Source organism: Streptomyces sp. NPDC017940 (genome assembly GCF_044328435.1).
Lineage (GTDB): Bacteria > Actinomycetota > Actinomycetes > Streptomycetales > Streptomycetaceae > Streptomyces.
Genome location: NZ_JBIRHJ010000014.1, coordinates 69,892 through 96,603 on the forward strand (window position 1 = coordinate 69,892; position 26,712 = coordinate 96,603).

Annotated in this window: 22 protein-coding genes and 3 tRNA genes; 14 read left to right on the forward strand and 11 right to left on the reverse strand. The window is 70.2% G+C overall.

All coding sequences use genetic code 11. The annotated features are described in order from the left end of the window. Positions 1 to 81: 81 nt before the first annotated feature. The 5 genes from ACH4DX_RS33450 to ACH4DX_RS33470 form a co-directional block, all read right to left on the reverse strand. A complete protein-coding gene (locus ACH4DX_RS33450) occupies positions 82 to 909 on the reverse strand; it encodes an ABC transporter permease (RefSeq protein ID WP_398157831.1) in 828 nt (275 codons plus the stop codon). Next, positions 906 to 1,844 (reverse strand): ABC transporter ATP-binding protein, encoded by a 939-nt coding sequence (locus ACH4DX_RS33455; RefSeq protein ID WP_398157832.1) that lies wholly within the window; start codon positions 1,842 to 1,844, stop codon positions 906 to 908. The genes ACH4DX_RS33450 and ACH4DX_RS33455 overlap by 4 nt, the downstream gene beginning before the upstream one ends. Positions 1,845 to 1,977: 133 nt before the next feature. Next, a tRNA-Gly gene (locus ACH4DX_RS33460) sits at positions 1,978 to 2,053 on the reverse strand. A gap of 79 nt (positions 2,054 to 2,132) precedes the next feature. Continuing rightward, positions 2,133 to 2,204: transfer RNA gene (locus ACH4DX_RS33465), tRNA-Gly, on the reverse strand. 147 nt (positions 2,205 to 2,351) lie between these two features. Further along, positions 2,352 to 2,669 carry an Lsr2 family protein gene (locus tag ACH4DX_RS33470; protein ID WP_398124017.1) on the reverse strand — a complete coding sequence of 106 codons (318 nt, stop codon included), beginning with the start codon at positions 2,667 to 2,669 and terminating at the stop codon, positions 2,352 to 2,354. A 407-nt stretch (positions 2,670 to 3,076) separates the two neighbouring features. On the opposite strand from ACH4DX_RS33470, the gene purS reads away from it, so the two are divergent. The 8 genes from purS (at position 3,077) to ACH4DX_RS33510 (ending at position 10,820) form a co-directional block, all read left to right on the forward strand. Next, positions 3,077 to 3,346: a phosphoribosylformylglycinamidine synthase subunit PurS gene (purS, locus tag ACH4DX_RS33475; protein ID WP_398124016.1), complete on the forward strand. Its 270-nt coding sequence runs from the start codon at positions 3,077 to 3,079 to the stop codon at positions 3,344 to 3,346. After that, the gene (purQ, locus tag ACH4DX_RS33480) at positions 3,343 to 4,026 is read left to right on the forward strand and encodes a phosphoribosylformylglycinamidine synthase subunit PurQ (protein ID WP_398124015.1); all 684 of its coding nucleotides are present in this window, start codon (positions 3,343 to 3,345) and stop codon (positions 4,024 to 4,026) included. Before purS ends, purQ begins: the two co-directional genes overlap by 4 nt. Further along, on the forward strand, positions 4,023 to 6,290 hold the full coding sequence (gene purL / locus ACH4DX_RS33485) for a phosphoribosylformylglycinamidine synthase subunit PurL (protein WP_398157833.1): 2,268 nt from the start codon (positions 4,023 to 4,025) through the stop codon (positions 6,288 to 6,290). Before purQ ends, purL begins: the two co-directional genes overlap by 4 nt. 154 nt (positions 6,291 to 6,444) lie before the next feature. Beyond that, the gene (locus ACH4DX_RS33490; RefSeq protein WP_398157834.1) at positions 6,445 to 6,954 is read left to right on the forward strand and encodes an ArsR/SmtB family transcription factor; all 510 of its coding nucleotides are present in this window, start codon (positions 6,445 to 6,447) and stop codon (positions 6,952 to 6,954) included. Positions 6,955 to 7,000: 46 nt separating this feature from the next. Continuing rightward, positions 7,001 to 7,855 (forward strand): M23 family metallopeptidase, encoded by an 855-nt coding sequence (locus ACH4DX_RS33495; protein ID WP_398157835.1) that lies wholly within the window; start codon positions 7,001 to 7,003, stop codon positions 7,853 to 7,855. 539 nt (positions 7,856 to 8,394) lie between these two features. Continuing rightward, on the forward strand, positions 8,395 to 9,069 hold the full coding sequence (locus ACH4DX_RS33500) for a TetR/AcrR family transcriptional regulator (RefSeq protein ID WP_398123434.1): 675 nt from the start codon (positions 8,395 to 8,397) through the stop codon (positions 9,067 to 9,069). Positions 9,070 to 9,078: 9 nt separating this feature from the next. Further along, positions 9,079 to 9,882, forward strand: coding sequence for a sterol carrier family protein (locus ACH4DX_RS33505; protein WP_398123435.1), 804 nt, complete (start codon positions 9,079 to 9,081; stop codon positions 9,880 to 9,882). Between the two features lie 122 nt (positions 9,883 to 10,004). Next, a complete protein-coding gene (locus tag ACH4DX_RS33510) occupies positions 10,005 to 10,820 on the forward strand; it encodes an META domain-containing protein (RefSeq protein ID WP_398157836.1) in 816 nt (271 codons plus the stop codon). 126 nt (positions 10,821 to 10,946) lie between these two features. On the opposite strand, the gene ACH4DX_RS33515 is transcribed toward ACH4DX_RS33510, so the two are convergent. Beyond that, a complete protein-coding gene (locus tag ACH4DX_RS33515) occupies positions 10,947 to 12,461 on the reverse strand; it encodes a sulfatase (protein ID WP_398123437.1) in 1,515 nt (504 codons plus the stop codon). Between the two features lie 184 nt (positions 12,462 to 12,645). Here ACH4DX_RS33515 and purF point away from each other — a divergent pair, with 184 nt between their 5' ends. Both purF and purM read left to right on the forward strand, forming a co-directional pair. Further along, complete coding sequence (purF, locus tag ACH4DX_RS33520) at positions 12,646 to 14,172, forward strand: amidophosphoribosyltransferase (protein WP_398123438.1); 1,527 nt, start codon at positions 12,646 to 12,648, stop codon at positions 14,170 to 14,172. Positions 14,173 to 14,208: 36 nt separating this feature from the next. Beyond that, positions 14,209 to 15,282: a phosphoribosylformylglycinamidine cyclo-ligase gene (gene purM / locus ACH4DX_RS33525; RefSeq protein ID WP_398157837.1), complete on the forward strand. Its 1,074-nt coding sequence runs from the start codon at positions 14,209 to 14,211 to the stop codon at positions 15,280 to 15,282. Positions 15,283 to 15,568: 286 nt separating this feature from the next. Here the strand turns inward: purM and ACH4DX_RS33530 are convergent, their stop codons facing one another. Together ACH4DX_RS33530 and ACH4DX_RS33535 are read right to left on the reverse strand one after the other, a co-directional pair. Then, complete coding sequence (locus tag ACH4DX_RS33530; RefSeq protein ID WP_398123440.1) at positions 15,569 to 15,820, reverse strand: DUF3073 domain-containing protein; 252 nt, start codon at positions 15,818 to 15,820, stop codon at positions 15,569 to 15,571. Between the two features lie 311 nt (positions 15,821 to 16,131). Further along, positions 16,132 to 17,214 (reverse strand): Leu/Phe/Val dehydrogenase, encoded by a 1,083-nt coding sequence (locus ACH4DX_RS33535; RefSeq protein WP_398157838.1) that lies wholly within the window; start codon positions 17,212 to 17,214, stop codon positions 16,132 to 16,134. A gap of 236 nt (positions 17,215 to 17,450) precedes the next feature. On the opposite strand from ACH4DX_RS33535, the gene ACH4DX_RS33540 reads away from it, so the two are divergent. Both ACH4DX_RS33540 and bldC read left to right on the forward strand, forming a co-directional pair. After that, positions 17,451 to 18,365, forward strand: a complete 915-nt coding sequence (locus tag ACH4DX_RS33540) for a hypothetical protein (RefSeq protein WP_398157839.1) — start codon at positions 17,451 to 17,453, stop codon at positions 18,363 to 18,365. A 478-nt stretch (positions 18,366 to 18,843) separates the two neighbouring features. Continuing rightward, positions 18,844 to 19,050, forward strand: a complete 207-nt coding sequence (bldC, locus tag ACH4DX_RS33545) for a developmental transcriptional regulator BldC (RefSeq protein ID WP_003949541.1) — start codon at positions 18,844 to 18,846, stop codon at positions 19,048 to 19,050. Positions 19,051 to 19,639: 589 nt separating this feature from the next. On the opposite strand, the gene ACH4DX_RS33550 is transcribed toward bldC, so the two are convergent. From ACH4DX_RS33550 to hrpA, 3 genes are all read right to left on the reverse strand, one after another. Beyond that, positions 19,640 to 19,852, reverse strand: coding sequence for a DUF6274 family protein (locus tag ACH4DX_RS33550; RefSeq protein ID WP_398123443.1), 213 nt, complete (start codon positions 19,850 to 19,852; stop codon positions 19,640 to 19,642). A gap of 234 nt (positions 19,853 to 20,086) precedes the next feature. Next, positions 20,087 to 20,161, reverse strand: a tRNA-Asp gene (locus ACH4DX_RS33555). A gap of 107 nt (positions 20,162 to 20,268) precedes the next feature. Next, the gene (gene hrpA / locus ACH4DX_RS33560; protein ID WP_398157840.1) at positions 20,269 to 24,222 is read right to left on the reverse strand and encodes an ATP-dependent RNA helicase HrpA; all 3,954 of its coding nucleotides are present in this window, start codon (positions 24,220 to 24,222) and stop codon (positions 20,269 to 20,271) included. Between the two features lie 716 nt (positions 24,223 to 24,938). On the opposite strand from hrpA, the gene ACH4DX_RS33565 reads away from it, so the two are divergent. Further along, on the forward strand, positions 24,939 to 25,760 hold the full coding sequence (locus tag ACH4DX_RS33565) for a DsbA family protein (protein ID WP_398157841.1): 822 nt from the start codon (positions 24,939 to 24,941) through the stop codon (positions 25,758 to 25,760). Next, complete coding sequence (locus ACH4DX_RS33570; protein ID WP_398123446.1) at positions 25,757 to 26,584, forward strand: cytochrome c biogenesis CcdA family protein; 828 nt, start codon at positions 25,757 to 25,759, stop codon at positions 26,582 to 26,584. Before ACH4DX_RS33565 ends, ACH4DX_RS33570 begins: the two co-directional genes overlap by 4 nt. The last annotated feature ends 128 nt before the right edge of the window (positions 26,585 to 26,712 follow it).

Consider the following 26,712-nt stretch of genomic DNA (forward strand, 5'->3'; position numbering starts at 1 on the left):
CACCGCACGGGCCCCCGGCCCACTGCGGGACCCAGAAGTCCACGTGCCCCAGCAGATCACGGGCCCCGCCCGACACCCCGGTCAGCGCCGCGGCTCCCACCGGAACCACCTCTGCACAGCAAACACGCCGAGACCGATCCAGGCCACCGCGATCAGGAGGGCGCGCAGCCCCTCGCCCGCGCCCAGCTCCCCGGTCCAGCCGCCCCGGATCAGCGCGATGACCGGGGACAGCGGAAGCAGCTCGCAGAAGGAGGCCAGCTTGTCCGGCATGACTTCCAGCGGCACGGTCGCGCCGGAGCCGAGCAGCGAGGCGAAGAGCAGCGGCATGACCATGACCTGGGCGCTCTCCACGCTCCGGCTGACGATCGAGGTGACGGCGGCGAGCAGCGGGAACAGCACGAGCCCCAGGAGGAGCCCGAGGACCACATAGTGCGCGGCGCCGGGCGTGCCCACGTCGAGCAGGGCGGCGCACATGCCCATCAGGACGAGGGACTGGACGAGCCCGATGGCGACGGAGGGCAGCGCGGCCCCCGCGAGGATCTCCACGTCCCGCACCTCGCCGGTGCGCAGGCGCTTGAGCACGAGTTCCTCGCGCCGGGACGCGTACACGCTGACCAGCGCGGAGTACACGGCGAACAGGAGCGAGAAGGCGATCGCGGACGGCAGCAGGACCGAGCCGACGGAGAGGCCGGTGCCGTCGAGGTCCATGTTCTTGACGGTCGACTTCATGGAGAACGGCACCACGAGCGGCACGAAGAGCGCCGCGAACAGGGTGCCCTTGGCGCGGCCGAGCAGGGTCAGCTCCGCCCGCGCCAGGGCGACGAGGCGCCCGGCCGGCCCGGTCGGGGCGGCGGAGGGTGCGGGCCCCGGGGTCCGGGGGCCGGTCGTGCGTGTGGCCGTGGTGCTCATCGCACGGTCTCCTTCTCGTTCGTGGCGTCCTTGGCGATCTGGAGGAACGCCTCCTCCAGGGAGGCGGCGCGCACGTCGAGGCGGCGCAGTGCGACTCCGGCGCCCTCGGCCCAGGTGAGCAGCGCGGTGGCGGCGCGCTGGAGTTCGTCGGTGCGCAGCCGCACGGTGCGGCCCTGCACGTCGTGTCCGGTGACGCCGAGCGGGGCGAGGGGCGGAAGGTCACCGGGGAAGTAGCCCTCGGGCAGTTCGAAGGAGATCTGCGACGGCTGGGAGGCGACGACGTCGGCGACGCGGCCCGTGGCGGCGATCCGGCCCTCGTGCAGGATCGCGAGGCGGTCGGCGAGCTGCTCGGCCTCTTCCAGGTAGTGGGTGGTGAGCAGCACCGTGGTGCCCCGGTCGCGCAGGGCGCGCACCAAGTCCCAGGTCTCGCGGCGGCCTTCGGCGTCGAGCCCGGTGGTGGGTTCGTCGAGGAACAGCACTTCGGGGTCGCCGATGAGGGCCATCGCGAGGTCGAGGCGGCGCTTCTCGCCACCGGAGAGCTGTTTGACGCGGACGCCGCCGCGCCCGCCGAGGCCGACGGACGCGAGGACGTCGGCGGCGGGCCGGGCGCCGCTGGTGCAGCCGGCCCACATGCGCGCCGTCTCGTCGACGGTCAGTTCGGAGGGGAAGCCGCCTTCCTGGAGCATGACGCCGGTACGCGGCCGGACCGCGGCCCGCTCCCGGTACGGGTCGTGCCCGAGCACGCGGACGGTGCCGCCGGTGGGCCTGGCGAGGCCTTCGAGGACTTCTAGGGTGGACGTCTTGCCCGCGCCGTTCGTGCCGAGCAGGGCGAACAGTTCACCGCGGCCCACGGTGAAGGAGGTTCCGCGGACCGCCTCGAAGCCTCCCGCGTAGCTGCGCCGCAGGTCGGTCACATCGATCACTTGGTCAGTCATGACTCAAGGCTCGTTCGCCGCGGGTGGCTCCGGCAGTGCGCGGTGTCATCACCGCACATGACAAATGTCAGTGTGCCCGTGCGGTGGCGGCAACCAAAGAACCCCGCTGTCGGTGACAGCGGGGTTCTCTCTGTGGAGCGAACGACGAGGTTCGAACTCGCGACCTCAACCTTGGCAAGGTTGCGCTCTACCAACTGAGCTACGTTCGCATTGCCTCCGACCAGCTCTCACTGATCGGCGCGAGCACCAGCTTACCGCACCCGGATGGGTGGTCGGTGAGCGGTGCGGAGCGGGTGACAGGAATTGCACACTGCGCCTTCCCCCTGGAAGGGGGATGTTCTACTACTGAACTACACCCGCACGACTCCTCGGGGTTCCGGCCTTTCGGCCTCGCCCCTCGGCGTGCTCCAGACTCTAGCTGACCAGCGGGGGTGCTGCGCAAGTCGGTTGTACGAACACCCCGCCGGGGTTCCCCGGCCCGACCGGGGCCGGGGAACCTGGGCCCGGTCAGTTGGCGGCTTCGAACGCCTCGTACACCTTCTTGGGGATCCGGCCGCGGGGCGGCACGTCGAGCTGGTGCGAGCGGGCCCAGGCCCGCACGGCGGCGGGGTCCGCCGTCACCGCCGTGTGCCGGTAGACCCTGCCGGACTTCGACTGCTTGCGGGCCGCCTCCAGGTAGGGGGCGAGCACCTTGCGGAGTTTTTCGGCATTGGTTTGGTTGAGGTCGATCTCGTACGACTTCCCGTCAAGACCGAACGCGACCGTTTCCGCCGCTTCTGAGCCGTCCATGTCGTCATGGAGAGTGACCACGACACGCTGCGCCACGAATATCGGTCCTTTCGTGCGACCTCACCGCAATGACGTGCGACGACGTCCGGTGATGCCGACTGTCCGGCAGTTATGGGACAAAGTATCGGCTATTGCCAATTCCTTTGTACAGTGCCTGGCATTGAATGATGAAGCGGTGGAAAACTTACCGCGTGTTCCGGTGGCGGGTACCGGGAGAATACGGTCCCGCCGGGCGCTTCTCCAGCAGGGTGGTGCGGCGGGGCGGCGGACGCAATGCCGAGCTGTGATCTTTTCCAGGATTTTTCGCGTACGTGTCCTGTCCGACGCCGCCCCGATCCTGGCCGGAGTGACTGCGATCACGTATGTTCCCACGAATCTACGCGAGTAGAAATTTTGTACGGGTAGTCTGAAGGAACAGCACACGCAAGCACCACACACCGGGAGTGCCAGTGGCACGCGTCGTAGTCGACGTCATGCTCAAGCCGGAGATCCTCGACCCCCAGGGACAGGCGGTGCAGCGTGCACTGCCGCGCCTCGGATTCCAGGGGATCTCCGACGTACGTCAGGGAAAGCGCTTCGAACTCGAGGTGGACGGGCCGGTGGACGACGCCGCGCTCGCCCGTATCCACGAGTTGGCGGAAACCTTCCTCGCCAACACCGTGATCGAGGACTTCGTAGTAAAGGTCGAAGAGTCCGTGGTGGAGGCGAAGTGACTGCTCGAATCGGAGTCGTCACTTTTCCGGGAACGCTCGACGACAGGGACACCCAGCGCGCCGTCCGGGTCGCGGGTGCGGAAGCCGTGCCGCTGTGGCACCGCGACAAGGACCTGAAGCAGGTCGACGCGGTGGTCCTGCCGGGCGGTTTCTCCTACGGCGACTATCTGCGCGCGGGTGCCATCTCCCGCTTTTCGCCGGTGCTGGAGTCGGTCGTCGAGCAGGCCAAGGCGGGAATGCCGGTACTCGGCATCTGCAACGGCTTCCAGGTCCTGACCGAGACCCACCTGCTGCCCGGCGCGATGCTGCGCAACGACCACCTGCACTTCGTCTGCCGTGACCAGAAGCTGCGCGTGGAGACCAACTCGACTGCCTGGACGGCCGATTACGAGACCGGCCAGGAGATCTCGATCCCGCTGAAGAACATCGACGGACGGTACGTCGCGGACGAGCGCACCCTCGACCTCCTCGAGGCCGAGGGCCGGGTCGCCTTCCGGTACCTGGACGTGAACCCGAACGGCTCGCTGCGCGACATCGCCGGCATCACGAACGAGGCCGGGAACGTGGTGGGCCTGATGCCGCACCCCGAGCACGCCGTGGAGCCCCTCGTGGGCACGGGCCGCACGGACGGCCTCGGCTTCTTCACCTCGATCCTGAAGAACCTGGTGGGCGCACGATGACCCTGGACACCGTCAAGAACGCCGAGCAGACCCCCGAGGCCGGCCAGCCCTGGGCGGACCTCGGCCTGAAGCCGGACGAGTACGCGCGCATCCGCGAGATCCTCGGCCGCCGCCCGACCGGTGCCGAACTCGCCATGTACTCGGTCATGTGGTCCGAGCACTGCTCGTACAAGAGCAGCAAGGTGCATCTGAAGCAGTTCGGCGAGAAGGTCCCCGACAACGACGCCATGCTCGTCGGCATCGGCGAGAACGCGGGCGTCGTCGACGTCGGCCAGGGCTACGCGGTCACCTTCAAGGTCGAGTCGCACAACCACCCCAGCTACATCGAGCCGTACCAGGGCGCGGCGACCGGCGTCGGCGGCATCGTGCGCGACATCCTCGCGATGGGCGCGCGCCCGGTGGCGGTCGTGGACCCGCTGCGCTTCGGCGCCGCGGACCACCCCGACACCAAGCGCGTGCTCCCGGGCGTGGTCGCGGGCGTCGGCGGCTACGGCAACTGCCTCGGCCTGCCGAACATCGGCGGCGAGGTCGTCTTCGACTCCTGCTACCAGGGCAATCCGCTGGTCAACGCGGGCTGCATCGGCGTCATGAAGCACGAGGACATCCACCTCGCGAAGGCGTCGGGCACGGGCAACAAGGTCATCCTGTACGGCGCCCGCACGGGCGGCGACGGCATCGGCGGCGTCTCCGTGCTCGCCTCGGAGACCTTCGAGTCGACCGGCCCGGCCAAGCGCCCCGCGGTCCAGGTGGGCGATCCCTTCCAGGAGAAGCTCCTGATCGAGTGCACCCTGGAGATCTTCGCCGAGAAACTGGTGGCGGGCATCCAGGACCTGGGCGGCGCGGGCCTGTCCTGCGCCACCAGCGAGCTGGCCTCGGCCGGTTCGGGCGGTATGCGCGTCGACCTGAACACGGTGCCCCTGCGCGACTCCTCGCTCTCTCCCGAGGAGATCCTCATGAGCGAGTCGCAGGAGCGCATGTGCGCGGTCGTCGAGCCGGACAAGGTCGACCGGTTCATGGAGATCTGCGAGAAGTGGGACGTCATCGCGACCGTCATCGGTGAGGTGACGGAGGGCGAGCGCCTGGAGATCTTCTGGCACGGCGAGCAGATCGTGGACGTGCCGCCGCGCACGGTCGCGCACGAGGGCCCGGTGTACCAGCGCCCCTACGCGCGCCCGACCTGGCAGGACGGACTCCAGGCCGACGACGCCAACAAGCTCCCGCGCCCGGCCGACGCCACCGAACTGCGCGCGCAGGTCCTGAAGCTGATCGCCTCCCCGAACCAGGCTTCGAAGGCGTGGATCACGGACCAGTACGACCGCTTCGTCCAGGGCAACACGATCCTCGCGCAGCCCGAGGACGCGGGCATGGTCCGCGTCGACGAGGACACGAACCTGGGCGTGGCGATGGCGACGGACGGCAACGGCCGGTACGCGAAGCTGGACCCGTACGCGGGCGCGCAGCTCGCGCTCGCGGAGTCGTACCGCAACGTCGCCGCGTCCGGCGCCAGGCCGCTCGCCATCTCCAACTGCCTGAACTTCGGTTCGCCCGAGGACCCGGACGTGATGTGGCAGTTCGCGGAGGCCACGCGCGGTCTCGCGGACGCCTGCCTCCAGCTCGGCACCCCGGTGACCGGCGGCAACGTCTCGCTCTACAACCAGACCGGTGAGACGGCGATCCACCCGACCCCGGTCGTGGCCGTGCTCGGCGTGATCGACGACGTCACGCGCCGCACGCCGATCGCGTTCAAGGAGGAGGGCCAGCTCCTCTACCTGCTCGGTGAGACGCGCGAGGAGTTCGGCGGCTCGGCCTGGTCGCAGGTCGTGCACGACCACCTCGGCGGCCTGCCGCCCAAGGTCGACCTGGAGCGCGAGCGCCTCCTCGCGGAGATCCTGATCTCGGCGTCCCGGGACGGCATGATCGACGCCGCGCACGACCTGTCGGACGGCGGCCTGATCCAGGCGGTCGTCGAGTCCTGCCTGCGCGGCGGCACCGGCGCCCGCCTGGTGGTCCCGGACGGCCTGGACGCCTTCACCTTCCTCCTGTCCGAGTCGGCGGGCCGCGCGGTGGTCTCCGTACCCCGCAGCGAGGAACTGCGCTTCACCGACATGTGCGGCGCGCGGGGCCTGCCCGTGACGCGCATCGGCGTGGTGGACGGCACGGTGGCCGACGCGAGCGCCGCGGTCGAGGTGCAGGGCGAGTTCGCGCTGCCCCTGGAGGAGCTGCGGACGGCACACACGCAGACGATCCCGACCCTGTTCGCCTGACCATCCCGCACCCTTAGAGCTCAGCCAGAGCCCCCGCCCGGAGCACACCAGCTTCCGGCCGGGGGCTCAGTGCTGAGGCCCCGGAACCAACGGAAAGAACCCGCACTCCCCCTACACCCTTCTCAAAACTTACGTAATTACGTAATATGCGATCATGGAGCTGGAAGAACGCGTCGCCGAGCTGGAGCGGCGCATGGCGGCGCTGGAGGGCGCGGACCGCGAGGTGGGCGCGCCCACCGTGAGCGAGAGCGACTTCTGGGCCCTCGACGGCCTCAAGGCACAGCTCGCCGAGCACCGAGCGACCGACGGCGGCGTGCTGTACACGGGTACGGTGCGGCTCCCGACGGGGGAGCGGTACGACTGGCAGACCGGCCAGTTCACCGAGGCGCTCCTGGACGGCGACTGGACCGAGGCCGCCGACGCACTGGCCGCGCTGGGGCATCCCGTACGGCTGCGGCTGCTGCGGGAGATCGTCGGCGGGCGGCGCACGGCAGCGGAGCTGGCCGCGCTCGACGAGGTCGGCACGACCGGCCAGATCTACCACCACCTGCGCCATCTGACCGGCGCGGGCTGGCTGCACACCACGGCTCGCGGCCGATACGAGGTTCCGGCGGGCCGGGTGGTGCCGCTCCTCGTGGTCCTGACCGCGGCGCGCCCCGCCTGACACCGCACGCGCCGGCCGCACGATTCCGCCAGGGGGAACAACCATCATGTCCATGGGCAAACTTGCCGCTGTCCTCAGCCGCGTCCTGTGGCTGGTCTTCTTCGTGCAGGTGGCCGCCGGGTTCTTCGTGGACCTTCCGTACGACTACTGGGTGGGCTGGCTGCCGGCGGTGGCCGCCATCGGGCTCGGTCTGCTGCCCGGACGGGCGGCGCGGCGGCAGATCGCGTCCGCGCCGCCGACGGCCGTGGAGGTGGAGGTGCCGGTCACCGGCCGGTGGTCGGCGCTCAACAGCCCGGCCGACAAGGTGCCGAGCCACGGTACCCACGGTCTGGCGCAGACGTACGCCATCGACATCACGGCAGAGCCGGAGAAGGGCTCCCGCCCGGGGTTCGCCTGGCTCTGGCCGATCGCCCGGCGCCCCCGGGCGTTCCCCGCGTTCGGGGCGCCGCTGCTCGCTGTCGGGGATGCGACGGTGGTCCACGCGGAGGACGTCCAACGGGACCACTTCAGCCGCAACTCCCTGCTCGCGCTGCTCTACTTCTTCTTCATCGAGGCCACGGTGCGCGGTGTGGCTCCGGCTCGCCGGGTGGTCGGCAATGCCGTGGTACTCGACCTCGGCGGTGGTACGTACGCCATGTACGCGCATGTCCAGCGCGGTTCGCTCGCCGTGCGGGCCGGGGACCGCGTCCGGTCGGGCCAGGTCATCGCCCGCTGCGGCAACTCCGGCAACTCCACTGAGCCGCACGTCCACTTCCAGTTGATGGACGGGCCCGACCTGGAGACGGCCAAGGGGGTGCCGTTCCGCTGGCGGGGGGTCGGCGTACCCGCGAACCGGGAGGTCTTCACCGGGGGGCACCCCGTGACCGCCGCCGGGCTTGGCGACACCCCTCCGCTTACATAACGGGCACCCGGCGGGTTGGGCTGTCCCGCACTCGTTCCGCCCTCACCGGGCGGCACCCCGTGACCACCGCGGGGCCTGGCGACGCCCCTCCGCCTACATGACGGGCACCCGGCGGGTTGGGCTGTGCCCACCCGTTCCGCCCCTGGCGGCCCAGTTGCCCACAGCGGGGGGCACGGCGGGCGGCGGAAGCCGCACGGGCCGCACGAGGCACCGAACCGGGCCGCACAAGGCACCGAGCCGCAAGGCGCACGGGTCAAGTGGCACGGAGCCGCAGACGCTGAACGCACGGGAGGGGTCGTGGCGGGATGACCGAGCGCAGCGTGCCAAGCAACACACTGACGGCGCGATGAAGAAGACAGTGTCCACTACGCGAGCACGGCCATCCCGCCACGACCCCGCCACCCCCACAACCGGAAAGGCGAAAACGCCACCCCCACCCACGGAAAGGCGAAACGGCCGCAACCACCCCGCCCGCCGGAAAGGCGAGAACTGCCCGAAAAGTGTTCAGGGTCAATATTTCATCCTGGTATAGTCCGCCCATGCCAGCACGGAGAGCCGCATCGGCGGACAAGCCGACACCCCCCGCCCCCGGCCTCCGGGAGCGCAAGAAGCAGCAGACCGCCTCCCGGATCTGGCACGCCGCAGTGGACCTCTTCGTCGAGCGCGGCTTCGACAAGGTGTCCGTCGCCGAGATCGCAGCCGCCGCGGACGTCTCCAAGATGACCGTCTTCAACTACTTCGGCACGAAGGAAGACGTACTCCTGGCCCCCATGGAGGAGCACGTGTCCGACGCCGCCGAAGCCGTCCGCACCCGCGCCCCCGGCGAATCCGCCGCAGACGCCCTGCGCCGCCAACTCCTCGACCTGATCGAGGCCCGCGACCCCTCCGTGGGCCTCAGCGACAGCCCCCGCACCCTCCAGGTCCTGCGCCTGGTAACCGAAACCCCCGTACTCCTGCACCGAGCCCACGCCTTCCACCACCGCAGGCAACAACTCCTGGCCACCACCCTCGCCGAGGAGACCGGCGACCCCGTCCTCGCCGAGGTGGCCGCCGCCCAGCTGATCGGCGTCCGCAACGCCGTGTTCGCGGAAGTGCACCGCCGCCGCATGGCGGGCACCCCGCTCGACGAGGTCGCCGCCGAGGCGGCCTCCCTCGCGAGGGGCGCCTTCGCCCTGGTGGAAAAGGGCCTCAGCGGATACGCGGTCAAGGCATAGGCTCCCCCCATGCCCCCGGCCAAGAAGCAGCGCACCCGCAGCTACGACCAGACGAAGATCCGCACGGCCGTGCTCACCCAGTTCGGCACGGTGCGCGAAGCGATCGCGGGCCTGACCCCGGACCAACTCGCCGCACCCACGCGCCTGGGCGACTGGACCGTACGCGAACTGGCGGCGCACTTCACGATGGTGCTCGGCACCCTGGCCCGCTACCTGGAGACACCCGAGCCGGAGAAGCTGGAAGTCCCGCTCCAGGACTGGCCGTTCCGGACGTCGTCCGCGGCGAACCAGGTGGACGAGGACGTACACGCCCTGTCGGCCGCCGTGAACACCCCGCTGGACGCCTTGTTCGCGGACGCCGCAACCCGCCTGGCGGACACCCTCCCCGAGGCCCCCGGCACCCGCCTGGTGCCCTCCCGCTTCGGCGGCATGACGCTGGCAGACTTCCTGGTCACCCGCACCGTGGAACTGATCGTCCACACGGACGACTTGAACGCGGCGCTGCCCGGCCTCGACGTCCCGTACGACCGCCAGGCCCTCGCGGCCTGCACCCGCCTGCTCGCGGACGCCCTCGCCACGAAGGCCCCCGGCGGCGCGGTGGAGGTCCGCGTGCCGCCGTACGCGGTGGTCCAGTGCGTGGAGGGCCCCCGGCACACCCGCGGCACCCCGCCGAACGTGGTCGAGACGGACCCGCTGACCTGGATCAGGCTGGCGACGGGACGCACGACGTGGGAGGCGGAGCGGGAGGCGGCACGCGTCAGTGCGAGCGGCGAACGAGCAGATCTCACGGCACTGCTGCCGATCATGTCGTAAGAGAAACGCGAGCCAAGTGAAGGGAAGAGGGAGAGGCACCCAAGCCACAACCAAGGTGATCGCCCCCGCGAAGGGAACCACTCCCGGACCGCCCCCGTCACAATGACATGTACAAGCAGCGTGTGACCCAGACCCTCACCGCCATCGCCGCAGCCGGGCTGCTCGCTGCCTGCGGCTCGGAGTCCGGCTCCGGCTCCGGCGACGGCGGCTCCGACAAGGCCGGCCCCGGCAAGGAGGGCCCCGCAAAGGGGACAACGGCCGAGGCTCTGACGGGAGTCCGCTGGAACGTGGAGAGCCTCACGGTCGACGGCAAGAAACAGCAGGCACCGAGCGGCGCCTACGTGAAGTTCGGCGGCAAGGGCGGCACCGGAGGCAACTTCGGCTGCAACGGCTACGGCGCCAAGGCCTCCGTGAAGGGCGACACCGTGGACTTCGAGCCCGGCCCGCACACCGAGATGGCGTGCGACGCCCTGGACTTCGAGAAGCGCCTGGCCCGCGCCATGGACGGCAGGCTGAAGGCGGAGGTGGAGGACGACCGCGCGACGCTCACCACGGCCGACGGCGACCGCATCGCGCTCAGCGCGGAGGCCGGTGCCCCGCTCAAGGGTACCGAGTGGACGGTGACCTCCGTCGGCGACAGCGGTACGGCGACCTCCTTGCCGAAGGCCCTGAACGACAAGGTCAAGCTGACCTTCGGCAAGGATGGCACGGTCCGCGGCAACCTGGGCTGCAACGCGGTCACCGCGGACGCGGACGCCCGGGACGGCAGCATCGCCCTGGGCATGCCGAAGGCGACGCGGAAGATGTGCCCCGGGAACGTGATGCCGACCGAGCGCACGCTTCTGAAGCTGTTCGAGGGCAAGGTCGAGTACAAGGTGGACCACCGCACGCTGACGCTGACGGACGGCAAGACGGTGGTGAAGGCACAGGCGGCCTGACTGCGAGGGCAAAGCACGCGACCCTCGGGAAAAATGCGAACCGGAGAGCAACCGCAAGACAAACCAGCGAAGCAGCTCAGCCCACCGAATAGCGAAGCAGCTCAGCCCACCGAATAGCGAAGCAGCTCAGCCCACCGAGTCCGGATAGGGCAAGAGCCCGGCGGCAGTCCGCTCCCAGGCGTCCCGCAACGCGGAGAGCACCCCGGGCTCCCGCCCGGCGAGATCCGCCTGCTCCCGCTGATCGCGCCCGAGATGGAACAACTGATCGCGCCCACCCTTGCCGCGGTAGTACTTCCAGTCCCCGCGCCGCAACGCCCGCTCCCCCCGCACCCGCCAGAACAGATCCCGCTCACCGACGGGCCGCCCGCGCAGCAGATACCCGGCGAGGCTGGTGCCGTCGAGGGGATGGGCGGGGTCGGGCCGGGCCCCGGCGAGCTCCAGGAGGGTCGCGGTCCAGTCCGGGGTGTAGACGGGCTCGTCGCTGACCTGCCCGCCGTCGAGGCGGGCGGGCCAGCGCACGATGGTCGGCACCCGGATACCGCCTTCGAGCAGCGAGCCCTTGTTGCCCGAGAGCGGCCAGTTGTACGAGAAGCGCTCGCCGCCGTTGTCGGAGGCGAAGAACACCAGCGTGTCCCGCTCCTGCCCGGACGCCCGGAGCGCCCGCAGGACCTCACCGACGGACCGGTCGAGGTCCTGCACCATCTCGGCGTACTTGGCGAGGGACCCACCGTCCTGGTGCCACAGGGCACCCTTCTCACCGGCCTTGATCCGCCGCACGATCTCGGCGCTCGCGGCCGTGTCGCCGTCGGCGATCCAGGGCCAGTGCGGGGTGGTGAAGTTGAGGTTGAGCAGCCACGGCCTGTCGTGGTCGCGGGCCACGTACTCGCTCGCGCGCTCGGTCAGGATCCGGGTGTAGTACCGCAGGTCCCTGTACGTGGCGTCGCCCTCCCGCACATCGCCCTCGTACAGGTCGTACTCGCCGCCGCCGCCGAGCTTCGAGTAGTACTCCAGGGCGCCGCCGAAGTTCCCGAAGAACTCGTCCCAGCCGGACTTGGTGGGCGAGTAGTCGGGCAGGAAGCCGCAGTGCCACTTGCCGATCAGGGCGGTCGCGTACCCGGCGCCGCGCAGGAGCGAGGCGAGGGTGGGGTGCGTCGGTTCGAGCCCGGCCGACCTGTCGGCTATCGGCTCGGCGAGCCCGCCCTTGGTCCGGCCGGGGAAGCGCCCGGTGTAGAGGCTGAACCGGGTGGGGGAGCAGGTCGCGGACCCGGAGTAGGCGTGGGTGAAGCGGACGCCCTGCCGGGCCAGGCGGTCCAGGTGCGGGGTCTTGATGTGCGGGGAGCCGTACGACGACAGATCGGCCCAGCCGAGGTCGTCGCCGAGGACGAACAGGATGTTGGGCCGCTTGGAGTGCCGCCCACGAGCGGCGGCGAAGGGCCGCTCGGCGGCGTCGGCGCCACCGCCACCGGCACTCGCGCCGGCACCGGCACCCGCACCGGCACCGGAGAGGGAGCCCCCGCCGCCCCGGGCGGCGGCGTCAGAGGCACCGGCGCCCACACCCGCGGCGGCGGCGACCCCCGCCACCCCGCCCGCGAAGGACCGCCGGGACAACCGAGAGGATCGTGACCGTTCATGAGGCTGCATGGATCAGGAGCCTCACGGGGTGCCGAAGAACACGTCAACGCGTTCGCGCCCCTGTTCACAAAGCTGTCGTCGCAGTTCACGGTCGTGTCGTACGACTGAAGCACCCCCGCGGCACGCTCACGCTCCGTACCGGCACCGCATCCCCAATTCGGACCAGTGGTCGATCTCGCCTACACTCGGTGTCGTGCCACGTGGTGACGGTCGACTCAATCACGATCTGTTCCCCGGCGAGAAAGGCCCCCAGGACGCTTGTGGCGTCTTCGGTGTCTGGGCTCCGGGCGAAGAGGTCGCAAAGCTCACGTACTTCGGGCTCTACGCCCTCCAGCATCGGGGCCAGGAATCCGCGGGAATCGCGGTCAGCAACGGCTCCCAGATCCTCGTCTTCAAGGACATGGGCCTGGTGTCCCAGGTCTTCGACGAGACCTCGCTAGGTTCTCTCCAGGGACACATCGCGGTCGGTCACGCCCGCTACTCCACCACCGGAGCCTCCGTCTGGGAGAACGCCCAGCCCACCTTCCGCGCGACGGCCCACGGCTCCATCGCCCTCGGCCACAACGGCAACCTCGTCAACACGGCGCAGCTGGCCGAGATGGTCGCCGAGCTGCCCAAGCAGGAGGGCCGCACCACGCGTGTGGCGGCCACCAACGACACCGACCTGCTCACGGCCCTGCTCGCCGCCCAGACCGACGCCGACGGCAAGCCGCTGACCATCGAGGAAGCCGCGGGCGTGGTGCTTCCCCAGATCCAGGGCGCCTTCAGCCTCGTCTTCATGGACGAGCACACGCTGTACGCGGGCCGCGACCCGCAGGGCATCCGCCCGCTGGTGCTCGGCCGCCTCGAGCGCGGCTGGGTGGTCGCCTCCGAGAGCGCCGCCCTCGACATCTGCGGCGCCAGCTATGTGCGCGAGATCGAGCCCGGCGAGTTCGTCGCCATCGACGAGAACGGCCTGCGCACCTCCCGATTCGCGGAAGCGAAGCCCAAGGGCTGCGTCTTCGAGTACGTGTACCTGGCGCGCCCCGACACCGACATCGCGGGCCGCAACGTCTACCTCTCGCGGGTCGAGATGGGCCGCAAGCTCGCGGCCGAGGCCCCGGTCGACGCCGACCTCGTCATAGCGACGCCGGAGTCCGGCACCCCTGCCGCGATCGGGTACGCGGAGGCCTCCGGCATCCCCTTCGGCGCGGGCCTCGTCAAGAACGCCTATGTCGGCCGGACCTTCATCCAGCCCTCGCAGACCATCCGCCAGCTGGGCATCCGGCTGAAGCTGAACCCCCTCAAGGAAGTCATCAGGGGCAAGCGCCTGGTCGTCGTCGACGACTCGATCGTCCGCGGCAACACCCAGCGCGCCCTGGTCAAGATGCTCCGTGAGGCGGGCGCCGCCGAGGTCCACATCCGGATCTCCTCGCCGCCCGTGAAGTGGCCGTGCTTCTTCGGCATCGACTTCGCCACCCGCGCCGAACTCATCGCCAACGGCATGAGCATCGACGAGATCGGCACCTCCCTCGGCGCCGACTCGCTCTCGTACATCTCCATCGACGGCATGATCGAAGCCACCACCATCGACAAGCCGAACCTGTGCCGTGCCTGCTTCGACGGCGAGTACCCGATGGACCTGCCGGACCCGGAGCTGCTCGGCAAGCAGCTCCTGGAGACCGAGCTGGCAGCGGGCCCGGCGGCCACCGCCGCGGCGGACGCGATCCGCCGCCCGTAAGACCCCACGCAGTACGACACGAAAGTTCTCATCGTCATGTCTGAGACCACTGGTGCCAGCTACGCAAGCGCGGGCGTCGACATCGAGGCGGGCGACCGCGCCGTCGAGCTGATGAAGGAGTGGGTCAAGAAGACCCAGCGCCCCGAGGTCGCGGGCCTCGGCGGTCTCGGCGGCTTCGCCGGGCTCTTCGACGCCTCCGCCCTCAAGCGCTTCGACCGCCCGCTGCTCGCCTCCGCCACGGACGGCGTCGGCACGAAGGTCGACCTCGCGAGGCAGCTCGGGGTGTACGACACGATCGGCCACGACCTGGTCGCCATGGTCATGGACGACATCGTGGTGTGCGGCGCCGAACCGCTGTTCATGACGGACTACATCTGCGTCGGCAAGGTCCACCCGGAGCGCGTGGCCGCCATCGTCAAGGGCATCGCGGAGGGCTGTGTCCTCGCGGGCTGCGCGCTCGTCGGCGGCGAGACCGCCGAGCACCCCGGCCTGCTCGGCCCCGACGACTTCGACGTCGCGGGCGCGGGCACGGGCGCAGTGGAGGCGGACCAGGTGCTCGGTGCCGATCGCATCCGTAAGGGTGACGCGGTGATCGCCATGGCGTCCTCCGGCCTTCACTCCAACGGGTACTCACTCGTCCGGCACGTGGTCTTCGACCGGGCCGGCTGGACCCTGGACCGCGAGGTCCCCGAGTTCGGCCGCACCCTCGGCGAGGAGCTCCTGGAACCCACGAAGATCTACTCCCTGGACTGTCTGGCGCTGACGCGCACGGCGCAGGTGCACGCGTTCAGCCACATCACCGGCGGCGGCCTCGCGGCGAACCTCGCCCGGGTGATCCCGGACGCCTTGCACGCCACCGTCGACCGCTCCACCTGGGCCCCCGGCGCGGTCTTCGACGTCGTCGGCACGGCGGGCCGGGTCGAGCGCCTGGAGCTGGAGAAGACCCTGAACATGGGCGTCGGCATGATCGCCGTCGTCCCCCAGGAGTCGGCCGACGTGGCCCTGACGACCCTGGCCGACCGCGGCGTGGACGCCTGGATCGCGGGCGAGATCACCGACCGCGGCGACCACACGACGGGCGCCGAGCTCACGGGTGACTACGCGAAGTAGCCACCGCGGACCGCGCGGGGTGCGGCACGCGCCGCGCCCCCGCACCGCACCTCCGCACACGTGCGTACGTACACGCGCGTACGTACGCACGAGCCGCACGCGACACAGCCATGGACGGCACGGCATCCGGGTACACAGCCGTGGACGGCGCAGAAAACTCTGGTACACGGCCGTGGACAGCACAAAACCCGGTCCGGCGGTGTTGCCACCCCGGACCGGGTGAAGTGCAGTCGCTACAGGTGAATGCGCGAGCTGCGAATGCCTGTGACGTACGAGAACCGCGAGGTCAAGCGCCGCGGCGCTGCGACGAGGGGCCGGACTCCTCGTCCTCGTCCTCGTCGTCGTTGTACAGATCCGCGTACTGCGCGTACGGGTCGTCTTCCTCGTCCTCGTCTTCGAACGGCTCGCCATTCGGCGGCTGTTGCGAAGTCGAAGCGCCCAGCTCATTGGCCAGACGCGACAGGTCAGTCCCGCCGCTGTTGTACTTCAGCTGGCGGGCGACCTTTGTCTGCTTGGCCTTGGCCCGGCCGCGCCCCATGGCTCGACCCCCTCGGTATCGGGGCTTCATGGCCCCAGAGTCTTGACACGCGTTCATGATCTAGAACGGACTCTCCATGGAGAGACCGGTCCGTAGGGCTTCCACGGTACCTGCTCCTGCGGCCATACGGTACGTCGCCCGCAGGACGCGCCTGGGCGCACGACCGGCAAGGTGCCCTTTCCTCGCTGGTCAGCTGCGATTTTAACCTCTTCTTGGCAGGCGACCCGCCGACGGGGGTGAGTCTTGTCTCCCGAGGGCGTCGGCGGGCCTGGAACCGAGGGGCACCGGGCGTGCTCCGGGTGCCGGACGGATCAGCGGCCGCGGGCCTCCGCGATCCGCTGCTCGGCGATCCTGTCGGCCGCCGCGGCGGGCGGAATCCCATCCTGCTTCGCACGTGCGAATATGGCGAGGGTGGTGTCGAAGATCTTCGACGCCTTCGCCTTGCACCGGTCGAAGTCGAAGCCGTGCAGCTCGTCGGCGACCTGGATGACACCGCCCGCGTTCACCACGTAGTCGGGTGCGTAGAGGATCCCGCGGTCCGCGAGGTCCTTCTCGACGCCCGGGTGCGCGAGCTGGTTGTTGGCCGCGCCGCAGACCACCTTGGCGGTGAGCACCGGCACGGTGTCGTCGTCGAGCGCGCCGCCGAGCGCACACGGGGCGTAGACGTCCAGGCCCTCGGTGCGGATCAGCGTCGCGGTGTCGGCGACCGCGGTGACCTCGGGGTGCTTGCTGGTGATGCGCAGCAGCGAGTCCTCGCGGACATCGGTGATCACGACGTCGGCGCCGTCCTTCAGGAGGTGCTCCACGAGGATGTGGCCCACCTTGCCGACGCCCGCGACACCGACCTTGCGGCCGCGCAGCGACGCCTCGCCCCACAGGTGCTGCGCGGAGGCCCGCATGCCCTGGAAGACACCGAAGGCGGTGAGCACGGAGGAGTCCCCGGCGCCGCCGTGCTCCGGGGAGCGCCCGGTGGTCCAGCGGGACTCGCGCGCGATCACGTCCATGTCGGCGACATAGGTGCCGACGTCGCAGGCCGTCACGTACCGGCCGCCGAGCGAGGCCACGAAGCGGCCGTAGGCGAGCAGCAGCTCATCGCTCTTGACCTTGTCGGGGTCACCGATGATCACCGCCTTGCCACCGCCGTGGTCGAGTCCGGCCATGGCGTTCTTGTACGACATCCCGCGCGCGAGGTTGAGCGCGTCGGCGACGGCGGCTTCCTCGGAGGCGTAGGGGTAGAAGCGCGTGCCGCCGAGGGCGGGGCCCAGGGCGGTGGAGTGGATGGCGATGACGGCCTTGAGTCCGCTGGCGCGGTCCTGGCACAGCACGACCTGCTCATGACCCCCTTGATCCGAGTGGAACAGGGTGTGCAGGACGCCGTCGGTTACATCGGTCACGGTGGTGACTCCCGGTTACATAGCGGCGGTTGGACGGGTGGCCCGTGCGGGTGGCGGGCGCCGTGTGCCAAGAGAGTAGAGCCTGAAGGGACCCGTCCGCCGCACGGCGGTCGGCATCACTCTGTCCGGTCGTCACCGCGCTCACGCGCGCGGGCTGCGGGACGCAGTGCGGCAGTGTTCGGCCATGGCACGATCCGTAGTGTTTTCCAGCCGGTCCGCGGGGGAGGTGAGGAGCCGTGCCCAAGGTGTCCTCGGTGATCGTCCCGTACGCGTCGTACTTGCGTGTGTATGAGCCGCTCGCCGCCTTCCCCGAGCCCGAGCGGAGCCACTGGGCGCGCTACGCCGGGCGCTCGGACCGCCCCTCGTACCAGGACGAACTCCGCCGCTCCCTGGCCGACCTGGTGCCCACGCCGCCCGTTCCCGTGCCGGTGCACGAGAGCAGCGACGCGTTCGTGGTGGAGCTCGACGGGGTGGTGTGCGTCTGCCCCTGGCGCACCCGGCTGCGGGGCTGGCAGGCCCTCGGCGGCCTCGGCGGGGAACTGCCTGCGCCGGTCCTCGACGCGGTCCTGCCGCCGGTGGTGCGCCGGCAGGCCGCGGCGGACTACGAGCAGTGGTTGACGCAGAACCCCGACGCGCGCCCCTGGATCCGCTCGGCGACGTGGCACGTGCCGATGCCGTGGTTCGTGCTCGTCACGGACGAGGAGCGCTGCTACGAGCGCTTCCCCGAGGCCGCCGCTGCCGACGGGGCCGCTGGGGAGGCGGACGCCGGGGAGCCCGCGCCCGCCGCCGGGCCCTCCGGGAGCGGGGCGCCGGTCCTGCGGTACCGCACGCCGATGGTGCAGGCGCGGCGCCGGGTGGCACGCGGCCTGAAGGCGCTGCGCGAGGCCATGGACGAGGGGGCGCTCATCGACGGCCTCGTGGACGTGGGGCGCTGGCTCGAGGAGTTCCACCCGCGTTCCCTGGTGGAGCTCGACTACGGCGGTCTGGTGCACGCGCTGCCGGACGGCATGCTGGCCGATGACCACTCGGCGCGGGATGTGGCCGCCGGGATCGAGGCGCTGCGGGCCGGCGACGGGGTGGGGGCGGGCGAGGCGTATGCGAGGCTCGTGGAGCGCTGGCGTGCGGTCCGGGAGCGACAGTTCTCGAACTGACGGGCCCGGTTCCGCCCGGCCGTGTCCCGGCAACGGGACGTAGGTCCCGATCCGGGCCTTTGCCTCAAGCGTGATGGACCGCACTTAACTCGCTCTTGCGCTGATCGCCCCTCCTCATGCCAAAATAGGACAAGGAGTCCGGACAGGGCTCCCTCCGTCCAACTATGGGCGGAATGCTTGGCATTGCGCGCTATGGGGGGTCTGTTGACTCCTGATCGCTCTGTGACTGATCGTCACTGTGACGTGACTGTCCGCTATGGCATGGTCCATCGGCTTCCGTCGCGGATGGACACCTGGGAGGGCAATTCCATCGGTTTGGCCGACGCGGCTGGACGGATGGTGTAGTTGTAGTGCCGAGGACAAGCCGTTCGTCCTATAACCGACTCGACTCGCGTCCGCCATTTCGGGCAACGCGGGTCAAGGTGCAGAATTTAGAGGAATGAACCGAGAAGGTTCGGTTCTCCCGAGGAGGCCGCTCATGACCGCTCGCACCCCTGATGCCGAGCCGCTGCTGACCCCGGCTGAGGTTGCCACGATGTTCCGCGTCGACCCGAAGACGGTCACGCGCTGGGCCAAGGCTGGCAAGCTCACGTCGATCCGTACGCTCGGCGGGCACCGCCGTTACCGCGAGGCTGAGGTCCGCGCTCTGCTTGCGGGCATTCCGCAGCAGCGCAGCGAGGCCTGAGCAGGGCGTTTGTGCAGTAAGCAGCAGTAAGCAGTACACATCGGACGACAGGCTCTACCGCTGTCAGGTCCCCCAACCTGGCCGTAACGTCCGACATATGGCTCTACACGACACGGGACCCGCCCCAACGGGCCCCACGCCCGAACCACTTGGGTGAGTCGTCGATCGCGCTGGGCTCCGCCGGGTCCAGCGCGATCTTTTTTTGTGCCCGCGCCCCCTGGGCGGGTGCCGTGCGGGCGTGCCGTGCGGACGGCCCTGCGCGCTGTTGGGGGCCTCTGTGGGCCGTTCTGTTGATCCCTGGGCGGCCCTGTCGGCGGGTGGTCGAGGCGGTAAGGCGGCAAGTGCAATGGCACATATTTGATTGACGCGGTGTAGGGCGGGGGTAAGTTCCGGGGTTCTTGAAACTCTTTCGGTGACTACCGTCACACGGGCTCCGGCTTGTTGGCCCTGACGCCGGTGCGCTAAAGGGGGCAGCCGGGCCTTCTGTGGAGGCTGTCGGCGCCGGGCGTGGCACTGGGTGGGCCGCCGGGCGGGGCTCCCGTCCTTCGCTCAGCTTCCCACCCGGCAGGCCGCCTGCGGGCGCCTTTGGTCATGCCTGGGAGTGTCTCTCGTCCTCGTACGCCCCATCCGTCTCAGGGGCCTCTGCGGCCTCACTGGAGGGTTCCGTGGGGGAGGGTTCCATGGCGAGGCGCAGGAGTCGGTGGCAGATGGGACAGTGCCGGGTCAGATGGCGGTAACGGGTGGCCGCTGCGAGATGAGCACGCAGCAGGGCACGGGTCTCGTGCCGGGCGGTTGCGGACATGCGCCACCTCCTCGGGAGCGCACGGCTCGCTCCCCCCTCCGGGGTACCGGCGGAATGTGACGCCGTCAAGACCGGGGGGCGCTCGCGGGGCGCGACGGGGGCGGACGGCGCCCTGGCCTCCACCCTCGCGGGCGCCGACCGCGGGTCCCGCCTGGGTCGCGCCCTGGCGGGACCCTGTTCGGGCTGAAACGCCGAAGTGGCCGCACCCCTAGGGGTGCGGCCACTTCGTTACTGCGGTCCTGACGGGATTTGAACCCGCGGCCTCCACCTTGACAGGGTGGCGAGCACTCCAAACTGCTCCACAGGACCAGGTTTCGCAGCTCCGATTGCCTCTCTGGGCTGCGAAAAAGACTGTACAGCAGCTCGGGGCCCTGGTCGAACTCGCTCTGTGTGAGCGGGCGGTCACGGCGCCGGGGCTAGGGCGCGGCGGCGTCGATCGCCTTCACGATGCGCTTGTCGGAGACGGGGTACGCCGTGCCGAGCGCGTGCGCGAAGTAGCTGACCCGCAGCTCCTCGAGCATCCAGCGGATGTCCAGGACCTCCCGCGGCACCGGCCGCCCCTGCGGCAGCTGTTCGAGCAGCCAGGCGTACTCGTCCTGCATCTCGTGGACCTTCTCCATGCGCGTGGTGTCGCGCTGGACGCTCGTCGGCATCTGCTGGAGCCGGCGGTCGGCGGCGACCAGGTAGCGCATCAGGTCGGGCAGCCGGCGCACCCCCGTCTCCGTGACGAAGCCGGGCTTGACGAGGGCGTCGAGCTGCCCGCGCACGTCCGCGAGGTTGGGCAGCAGCGCCGTGCTCCTCGTGGACTTCAGGCGCCGCTCACAGGCCTGCCAGGCGGCGAGGACCTGCTGGACCTGCGCGACCGTGTGCACGGTCACGTCGACGATCTCGGCGCGCACCCTCTCGTACAGCTTGCGGTACGACTCCTCGTCCCACGCGGGCCCGCCGAAGTCGCCGATGAGCTTGTCCGCCGCCGCCCGCGCGCAGTCGTCGAAGAGCGCCTGCATGGAGCCGTGCGGGTTCGCCGACAGGGCGAGCTTCTGCTGGTTGGTGAGCTTGTCCTGGGCGAACTTGCCCGGGTTCACCGGAATGTTGCGCAGGACGAGGCGGCGGGTGCCGCGCCACATCGCCCGCGCCTGCTCCGCCTCGGTGTCGAAGAGGCGTACGGAGACGGTGTCGCCGTCGTCGACGAGGGCCGGGTAGGCCTTCACCGGCTGTCCCGCCCGGCGTGTCTCGAAGACGCGTGAGAGCGTCCCGATCGTCCAGTCCGTGAGGCCGGTGCGCTCCACGGACTCCCCGCCCGAGCGCTCCGCCGTCGCGGCCGCCGCCTGCGAAAGGGCCTTGCGGGCCTTCGGCTGGAGGCGCAGCCTCAGGGCCTCCAGGTCCTTGTCCTCGGCCAGCTTGCGGCGCCGCTCGTCGGTGATCCGGAAGGTGATCTTCAGATGGTCCGGTACGCGGGTCAGGTCGAAGTCGTCGCCGTGCACCGGCACCCCGACCATCTTCTGGAGCTCACGCGCCAGCGTGACGTGCAGCGGCTCCTGGAGGGGCGTGGCCCGCTCCAGGAACTGTCTGGCGTAGTTGGGCGCCGGGACGTAGTGACGGCGGATCGGCTTGGGCAGGGAGCGGATCAGCTCCGTCACGACGTCCTCGCGCAGGCCCGGGATCTGCCAGTCGAAGCCGTCGGGCACCACCTGGTTGAGCACCTGGAGCGGTATGTGCACGGTCACGCCGTCCGCGTCCGCGCCCGGCTCGAACTGGTACGTCACCCGGAACTTCAGCGGCCCCTGCCGCCAGGTGTCCGGATAGTCGTTCTTCGACACGTCACCGGCGCGCTCGTTGATGAGCATCGACCGCTCGAAGTCGAGCAGCTCCGGTTCCTCGTGGATCTTCTTCTTCCACCAGGAGTCGAAGTGCGCCCCCGACACCACATGGGCGGGCACCCGCTGGTCGTAGAAGTCGAACAGCGTCTCGTCGTCGACGAGGATGTCGCGGCGCCGCGCACGGTGCTCGAGCTCCTCGACCTCGGTGAGCAGCCGGCGGTTGGCGGCGAAGAACTTGTGGTGCGTACGCCAGTCGCCCTCGACCAGTGCGTTGCGGATGAAAAGGTCGCGGCTCGTCTCGGGGTCGATGCGGCCGTAGTTCACCTTGCGGTCGGTGACGATCGGGACGCCGTACAGCGTGACCTTCTCGTACGCCATCACGGCCGCCTGGTCCTTCTCCCAGTGCGGCTCGCTGTAGGTGCGCTTGACCAGGTGCTGCGCGAGCGGCTCGATCCACTCGGGCTCGATCCTCGCGTTGACGCGCGCCCACAGCCGGGACGTCTCCACCAGCTCGGCCGACATGATGAACCGCGGCGGCTTCTTGAAGAGCGCCGAGCCGGGGAACACCGCGAACTTGGCGCTCCGCGCGCCCAGGTACTCGTTCTTCGCGCCCTCCTTCACGTCCTTCATGCCCACGTGGGACAGCAGGCCCGCGAGGAGGGAGAGGTGGACGTGCTGGTCGGCCGCGTCCTCGTCGTTCGGATGGATGCCCATCTGCTTGGCGACCGTGCGCAGCTGGGAGTAGATGTCCTGCCACTCGCGGATGCGCAGGAAGTTCAGATACTCGCGTTTGCACATGCGGCGGAACGCGGACGAGCCGAGCTCCTTCTGCTGCTCGCGCACGTACCGCCACAGGTTCAGATACGCCAGGAAGTCGGACGTCTCGTCCTTGAAGCGGGCGTGCTGCTGGTCGGCCTGCGTCTGCTTGTCGGCCGGGCGCTCCCGCGGGTCCTGGATGGACAGCGCGGCGGCGATCACCATGACCTCGCGCACGCAGCCGTTCCTGTCGGCTTCCAGGACCATCCGGGCGAGCCGGGGGTCCACGGGGAGCTGGGCGAGCTTGCGGCCCTGCTGCGTCAGCCGCTTCTTCGGGTCCTTCTGGGCGGGGTCGAGCGCGCCCAGCTCCTGGAGGAGCTGCACGCCGTCCCGGATGTTGCGGTGGTCCGGCGGGTCGATGAACGGGAACTTCTCGATGTCGCCGAGGCCGGCCGCGGTCATCTGGAGGATGACGGACGCCAGGTTCGTGCGGAGGATCTCCGCGTCCGTGAACTCCGGGCGGGCCTCGAAGTCCTCCTCGGAGTACAGCCGGATACAGATGCCGTCCGACGTACGGCCGCAGCGGCCCTTGCGCTGGTTGGCGCTGGCCTGCGAGACCGGCTCGATCGGCAGCCGCTGCACCTTCGTGCGGTGGCTGTAGCGCGAGATGCGGGCCGTGCCCGGGTCGATCACGTACTTGATGCCGGGAACCGTCAGGGACGTCTCGGCGACGTTCGTCGCCAGGACGATTCTTCGCGCCGTTCCCGCGCCTGGCCGCTGGAACACGCGGTGCTGCTCGGCGTGGGACAGGCGGGCGTAGAGGGGGAGGACCTCCGTGAACCGGTAGTTCTTCTTGTTCAGCGCGTCCGCCGTGTCCCTGATCTCGCGCTCACCGGACAGGAAGACCAGGATGTCCCCCTTGCCCTCCGCCTGGAGCTCCTCCACCGCGTCCGTGATCGCCGTGATCTGGTCGCGGTCCGGGTCGTCGCCCTCCTCCTCCAGGAGCGGGCGGTAGCGGACCTCCACCGGATACGTCCGGCCGCTCACCTCCACGATCGGGGCGTCCCCGAAGTGGCGCGAGAACCGCTCCGGGTCGATGGTCGCGGAGGTGATCACGACCTTCAGGTCCGGGCGCTTCGGCAGCAACTGCGCGAGGTAGCCGAGCAGGAAGTCGATGTTGAGACTGCGCTCGTGGGCCTCGTCGATGATGATCGTGTCGTACGCGCGCAGCTCGCGGTCCGTCTGGATCTCGGCCAGCAGGATGCCGTCCGTCATCAGCTTCACGTACGTGCTGTCCTGGTTCACCTGGTCGGTGAAGCGGACCTTCCAGCCGACCGCCTCGCCGAGCGGCGTGTCCAGCTCCTCCGCGACCCGCTCCGCGACCGTGCGGGCCGCGAGGCGGCGCGGCTGCGTGTGGCCGATCAGGCCGCGTACGCCACGGCCCAGCTCCAGGCAGATCTTGGGGATCTGCGTGGTCTTGCCCGAGCCGGTCTCGCCCGCGACGATCACGACCTGGTGGTCGCGGATCGCCTGGAGGATGTCGTCCTTCTTCTGGCTGACCGGGAGCTGCTCGGGATACGTGATCGCGGGCACGCCCGAGGCGCGGCCCGCCATCCTGGCCGCCGCCCGCTCCACGTCCTGCGCGACCTCCGCGAGGACGGCGGCGCGGGCCTCGGGCTTGCGGATGCGGCGCGCGCCTTCGAGCCGCCGGCCGATGCGGTGCTCATCGCGCAGCGAGAGTTCCGCGAGGCGGGGGGCGAGGGCGTCGAGGGTGAGGGCGGGCTGCGTAGACATACGCGGTCCAGGATCTCACCCGCGGCTCGGGAACGGCCAACTGATTTCCCGTGGGGCACGGGAGAGCACGTACGATTCCGGGCATGTGGTCCCGAGCGCGGCTTGCGTGGTGCTTCCTGGTGGGGGTGCTGGTCGTTGTGCTCGGGGTGGGGGTGCTTTGCGGCTCCGCCGGGGTTTACGGGGCTGGGGCTGGGGCTGGGGCTTCTGGGGCTGCTGGGGTTTCGGGGGCTGCTGGGGCTTCTGGGGCTGGTGCGGGGGTTCTGGGGTCGGCTGGGGTTTCCGGGTCTGGTGCTGGGGTTCTGGGGGCTGCTGGGGCTTCCCGGTCTGGTGCGGGGGCTGCGGAGTCCGCTGGGGTTTCCGGGCCTGGTGTTGGGGCTCTGGGGTCCGCTGGGGTTTTCCGTGCTGAGGCCGGAGGCCTGCGCGATGTGCCCGGCTGCGGGCGGAGCCCGCGGGACGACGGGCGGTGGCCCGCTGCTCCGCCCCGGTTCCCCTCCGCCTACGAATTGCTTCCCGCCCTCTACGACACCCGCGCCGCCGCCTCTTCCGCCTGGGGCGCCGACCAGGCCGTGCTGTCCCTCCTGCCGGGGCGTGCGCCGCCCGGGCTCGTGCCGCCCTCGCCGATAGATCTCTCCGTTCTGCGCGTGTAGGACGTCTCCTTTCGTCCTTCGAGTCCCATTTGTCGCACACGTATGCAGTTACAGGAGAAGAGCTCCCTCATGTCGTCCTCCGCCCGTAAGAGCCTTGAGAACCGTAAAAAGAACATCGCCGCCATCGTCGGTGTGACCGTCGCCGCCGGTCTGCTCGGGTTCGCCTCGTACACCGCCACCAAGCCGGAAGAGCCCTCCGCCGCCACCGCCGAGAAGGGGGCATCGGACCCGGCTGCCTCGCCCGGGGCCTCCGCCGTCCCCCGCAAGGGCGCCTACCCCGAGCTGGAAGCCCTCGCCCGGCGCGACGCCGACGACCCGCTCGCCCAGGGCCGGGCCGATGCCCCCGTCGTCATGATCGAGTACGCCGACTTCAAGTGCGGTTTCTGCGGGAAGTTCGCCCGGGACACCGAGCCCGACCTGGTCAAGAAGTACGTGGCGGACGGGACCCTGCGCATCGAGTGGCGGAACTTCCCCATCTTCGGCGAGGATTCCGAGCGGGCCGCCCGCGGCGCCTGGGCCGCGGGACGGCAGGGGCGGTTCTGGCAGTTCCACGAAGCCGCGTACGCGGACGGCGCCAAGGACAAGGGCTTCGGGGGCGGACGCCTGAAGGAGCTCGCCCGCGCGGCCGGGGTCAAGGACGTGGAGCGGTTCGCCGAGGATGCGGACAGCGGGGCTGCTCGGGACGCCGTGAAGAAGGACCAGGACGAGGGGTTCAAGCTCGGCGCCGCCTCCACGCCGTCCTTCCTCGTCAACGGGCAGCCCATTGCCGGGGCGCAGTCCGATGCCGTGTTCGAGCGGGCCATTGAGGCTGCGGCTGCTGCTTCGTCTTCCTCCGGTTCCTCCGGTTCCTCCGGTTCCTCGTCTTCCTCCAGCAAGGAGGGCCGTCAGTGACTTCCGACGTGGGGTACTTCGCCGCCTTTCTGGCGGGGTTGCTCGCGTTGGTCAGTCCGTGCAGTGCGCTGCTGCTGCCTGCCTTCTTCGCCTACTCCATCGATTCCACCTCGCGGCTGCTCGCCCGTACCGGGATCTTCTACGCCGGGCTCGCCACGACGCTGGTGCCCCTGGGCGCCGCCGGGTCCGTGGCCGGGCGGTTCTTCTTCGGGCACCGGGAGCAGTTGGTCTTCTGGGCCGGGTGGCTGATCATCGCGCTGGGTGTCGCGCAGGTGGTGGGGCTCGGCTTCGCCTCGCGGCGCATGGCCGAGCTGTCCGGGCGGATCCGGCCGACCACCGCGCTGTCCGTGTACGCGCTCGGGGCGGTGTACGGGCTTGCCGGGTTCTGTGCCGGGCCGATCCTCGGGAGCGTGCTGACCGTGGCGGCCGTGGGTGGCTCTCCCGTGTACGGGGGCGCACTCCTTGCCGTGTACGCCCTCGGGATGGCTGTGCCGCTGTTCGTGCTCGCCGTGCTGTGGGAGCGGTTCGAGCTGGGGCGGCGGCGGTGGCTTCGGGGGCGGGTGTTCCGGGTCGGGCGGTTGGAGCTGCATACGACGTCGGTGCTCTCGGGGCTGTTCTTCGTGCTGCTTGGGGGGCTTTTTCTGGCGTACGACGGGGCTGCCGCGCTGCCGGGGCTGCTGGATGTGGACGACTCGTTCGCCGTGCAGGAGTGGGCGTCGCGGTTCGGGGACGCGGTGCCTGACTGGGTGCTGCTGGTGGGGGTTGTCGTGGTGGTGGGGCTGGTGGTGCTTGTTCGGCGGAGGTCCGCCGAGACGGACGCCTGAGCGCTGCGTGCTGTGCGGGTTTCCTTTTCGCCTTTTCCGTGGGTGGGGGTGGCGGGGTCTTCGCCTTTCCGCCGGTGGGGGTGGCGGGGTCGTGGCGGGATGGCCGTGCTCGCGTAGTGGACACTGCC

Coding starts and splice junctions, on each gene's coding strand:
- ACH4DX_RS33530 (WP_398123440.1), bottom strand. CDS start 15,820: ATGGGGCGCGGCCGGGCCAAGGCCAAGCAGACAAAGGTCGCCCGCCAG.
- ACH4DX_RS33505 (WP_398123435.1), top strand. CDS start 9,079: ATGCCCCCGGCCAAGAAGCAGCGCACCCGCAGCTACGACCAGACGAAG.
- purM (WP_398157837.1), top strand. CDS start 14,209: ATGTCTGAGACCACTGGTGCCAGCTACGCAAGCGCGGGCGTCGACATC.
- bldC (WP_003949541.1), top strand. CDS start 18,844: ATGACCGCTCGCACCCCTGATGCCGAGCCGCTGCTGACCCCGGCTGAG.
- ACH4DX_RS33500 (WP_398123434.1), top strand. CDS start 8,395: ATGCCAGCACGGAGAGCCGCATCGGCGGACAAGCCGACACCCCCCGCC.
- ACH4DX_RS33490 (WP_398157834.1), top strand. CDS start 6,445: ATGGAGCTGGAAGAACGCGTCGCCGAGCTGGAGCGGCGCATGGCGGCG.
- ACH4DX_RS33515 (WP_398123437.1), bottom strand. CDS start 12,461: ATGCAGCCTCATGAACGGTCACGATCCTCTCGGTTGTCCCGGCGGTCC.
- ACH4DX_RS33550 (WP_398123443.1), bottom strand. CDS start 19,852: ATGTCCGCAACCGCCCGGCACGAGACCCGTGCCCTGCTGCGTGCTCAT.
- ACH4DX_RS33565 (WP_398157841.1), top strand. CDS start 24,939: ATGTCGTCCTCCGCCCGTAAGAGCCTTGAGAACCGTAAAAAGAACATC.
- ACH4DX_RS33495 (WP_398157835.1), top strand. CDS start 7,001: ATGTCCATGGGCAAACTTGCCGCTGTCCTCAGCCGCGTCCTGTGGCTG.
- ACH4DX_RS33455 (WP_398157832.1), bottom strand. CDS start 1,844: ATGACTGACCAAGTGATCGATGTGACCGACCTGCGGCGCAGCTACGCG.
- purL (WP_398157833.1), top strand. CDS start 4,023: ATGACCCTGGACACCGTCAAGAACGCCGAGCAGACCCCCGAGGCCGGC.
- hrpA (WP_398157840.1), bottom strand. CDS start 24,222: ATGTCTACGCAGCCCGCCCTCACCCTCGACGCCCTCGCCCCCCGCCTC.
- ACH4DX_RS33450 (WP_398157831.1), bottom strand. CDS start 909: ATGAGCACCACGGCCACACGCACGACCGGCCCCCGGACCCCGGGGCCC.